Here is a 2,489-nt window from a genome sequence, read left to right as displayed (position 1 = left end):
CGCTGCGGGGCTTCCGGCGCGTTGCGCCTCCCATGCGCTCCGCGCATCTTCTTAACTGCCGCAGCCACATGAAATATATGTAATAAATGTATTTACTAATATTGACTTTGTGGGCAAAAAAGGCGATACTTATATTCATCGGGAGGCAATGCCGCCGCCCGGTAACACAGCCCAAAGCGGCGATTATCAGGAGTAATATTATGACTACTTTAACTGTCGGCCAGTGCCTCACCTCTTTTAACAACGAGTATGTAGTAAGCGCGGTTAATCTGGCTGACGGCAAAATCAGCTATACCATCCTCGGCCTGAATGCCCCGACCTGCGCCCCGCTGCTGGAAACCTCCCTGCGTTTTTACCAGGTGATCGACAAGACCCTTTCACTCGATGAACTCCGCGCCCGCCGTCAGGTTGTGCAGAGTGTGACCGACCAGCGCGAAGCGAGACACCAGGCGAAAGAAGATGCCCGCCAGCTGGCGAACGAACGTGCCAGCGCTGACCCGGAAAACGCCGGATTGCTGACAACGGCCACCGAAAGCAACACCACCAAGCTAGCCGCTAAAAACATCCGTATTCTGCTGAAAAAGCATTTCCCCGGCGTGAAGTTTTCTGTCCGTATGCGTGACTATAACGCGCTCTATGTTTCGTGGACGGATGGCCCAACCAAAGAGGCTGTAGAAGCGATTACAGATAAGTTTGAGGAAGGTAGCGTTAACTCAATGGAAGACATTTACGAATACAACATTACGGGCTTCCACCGTGTTTATGGTGGCGTGAAATACCTGTTTTGCTCACGTGACCTGACCGACGCGCTGATCGCTGAATCTATCGACCTGCTACGCAAAGAATACGGCGAAACCACCATCCCCGCTGATGTGACGCTTGAGGCGTACAAATCCGGGGCGCTGGCGGGGCGCGGGCATGACTGCTTTACCTGGGGGCTTGCAGCGCAAATCCGCATCAATGCGGGAAAGGTGGATAAATCCAGCCGCTAAATTAGCGCCCTTCGGGGCGCTTTTTTGTGGGTAAAATTTCATGAAATATAAGTAATAATTGTATTTACTAATATTGACTTTTGGGGCAAAAAAAGCGATACTTATTTCATCGGGAGGCAATACCGCCGCCCGGTAACACAGCCCAAAGTGGCATCTAAGGAGTTATCTATGAACTATCTGATCATCATCCCAATCGCGTTTATTCTCGCCGCAGCCGCGCTGGCCCTTCCGTGGTTTATGGTTCGCCAGGGCTACCGCGAGCAAGTCCAGCTGGGCGGCGCGTGTACTACCGTGCTGGGGCTGGCCGCATCAACAGGCGTGTTTAGCTATGCCGATAATATGCCGCTGGCGCTGCTGTACGGCTCTGCGTCGGTCGTTTCATTCCTGTATGCGCTTGATTGCTTCCTGCCGCTTTACCTGTCACGCAAATCTCACTAACCCACAGGCGGGGGGAAACCCCCGCCAGCCTGGAGAAAAAAATGGAAAACGGAAAACTCGCACAGCAACAGGGTTTTGACCTGGCGTTGCAGATCCTGAAAAGCCAGAGAGGCTATTACATTGGCACTGCGACCAGTGAGGGCTACCCGGTATCAAGGGAATCCGCTGAATACTTCCCGGACAGCAGCACTGCGCAGCAGGCTTTGACGGATAACCGCTGGACACAGCGCGAGGATTGTTAATTAAATTGCAGGGCGGCTAATCGCCGCCCTGCATAACGAAAAGGAGGCCGGACGATGGCTGATCATGACGACGCACCGGAAAAAATTAAGTGCCTGGAGTGCGGGAAGGAGTTTTCTTTCCTGGCCCCTCATTTGAGTAAAGCCCACCAGATGAACGCCAGACAGTACCGGGAACGCTGGGGCATACCACTACACACGCCGCTTGCCAGCGCCGAGCATTCCCGCCAGTGTCGGGAAAATGTTTTGCGCCGTATCCGGCGGGGCGAAATTCGCCCCGCTGACCAGCTCGCGCTCATGGCCGAAGGCCGGAAGAATGCTCCTGAACGTGCGACCAGCACCAGGTTGCATAAAGTGGCGGCGGCGAACGTCGCGCGGGTGCATCAGATATGGAAGCATTCTCCGGTGGTGAAGGTCGTTCCTGATACGCTCAGGGATGAAGCCGTGCAGAGAATGACGGCCAGAAAGGTGACTGGTGAGAAAGTTAAGGATATTGCCGCCGACCTGAATCTGTCGGTTGGGTGTCTGTACAAATGGGTGGCGGACGCTAAATAGGGCGTCTCCCTCCGGGCCGCTACGTCGTGCTGCGCATCGAGCCAGCCTTGCTGTCTCGCCCCTTCGGGCTTCCATCGCTGACGCTTGTGATAAACATGGATTGTGCAGCTCAACGGGTATCTGCTCGTCAAACCCGGCGCTTGCAGCGGCCAAAGGCCGCGCCGCGCCAACCGCCCCGCAACGGGGCTATAAGGCATCAAAAATACTGAATACCTGATTTTCCTGCCTGCTGTCGCTAACTCACTGAAATAACGTAAAACCCGAA

4 protein-coding genes are annotated in these 2,489 nt (G+C 54.6%); all 4 read left to right on the top strand.

Going from position 1 to position 2,489, the window contains the following annotated elements:
• Positions 1-200 precede the first annotated feature (200 nt).
• Complete coding sequence (locus ACOTYN_RS26060) at positions 201-992, top strand: LPD29 domain-containing protein (protein WP_020323375.1); 792 nt, start codon at positions 201-203, stop codon at positions 990-992.
• Positions 993-1,160: 168 nt separating this feature from the next.
• Entirely contained in the window at positions 1,161-1,430 is a 270-nt protein-coding gene (locus ACOTYN_RS26055; RefSeq protein ID WP_020323374.1) for a hypothetical protein, read from the top strand.
• Between the two features lie 41 nt (positions 1,431-1,471).
• A complete protein-coding gene (locus ACOTYN_RS26050; RefSeq protein ID WP_020323376.1) occupies positions 1,472-1,672 on the top strand; it encodes a hypothetical protein in 201 nt (66 codons plus the stop codon).
• A gap of 54 nt (positions 1,673-1,726) precedes the next feature.
• The gene (locus ACOTYN_RS26045) at positions 1,727-2,224 is read left to right on the top strand and encodes a MucR family transcriptional regulator (protein WP_020323377.1); all 498 of its coding nucleotides are present in this window, start codon (positions 1,727-1,729) and stop codon (positions 2,222-2,224) included.
• Positions 2,225-2,489: the final 265 nt, after the last annotated feature.

The sequence above is a fragment of the Enterobacter cloacae complex sp. IR5458 genome (genome assembly GCF_049238025.1).
GTDB classification, from domain to species: Bacteria; Pseudomonadota; Gammaproteobacteria; order Enterobacterales; family Enterobacteriaceae; genus Enterobacter; species Enterobacter kobei.
Note: the sequence above shows the minus strand (reverse complement) of the source record. Positions and strands in the feature narration are given on the sequence as shown.

Bases quoted from the DNA above. Each gene is read 5' to 3' on its own strand.
- ACOTYN_RS26060 (WP_020323375.1), top strand. From the start codon at position 201: ATGACTACTTTAACTGTCGGCCAGTGCCTCACCTCTTTTAACAACGAG.
- ACOTYN_RS26055 (WP_020323374.1), top strand. From the start codon at position 1,161: ATGAACTATCTGATCATCATCCCAATCGCGTTTATTCTCGCCGCAGCC.
- ACOTYN_RS26050 (WP_020323376.1), top strand. From the start codon at position 1,472: ATGGAAAACGGAAAACTCGCACAGCAACAGGGTTTTGACCTGGCGTTG.
- ACOTYN_RS26045 (WP_020323377.1), top strand. From the start codon at position 1,727: ATGGCTGATCATGACGACGCACCGGAAAAAATTAAGTGCCTGGAGTGC.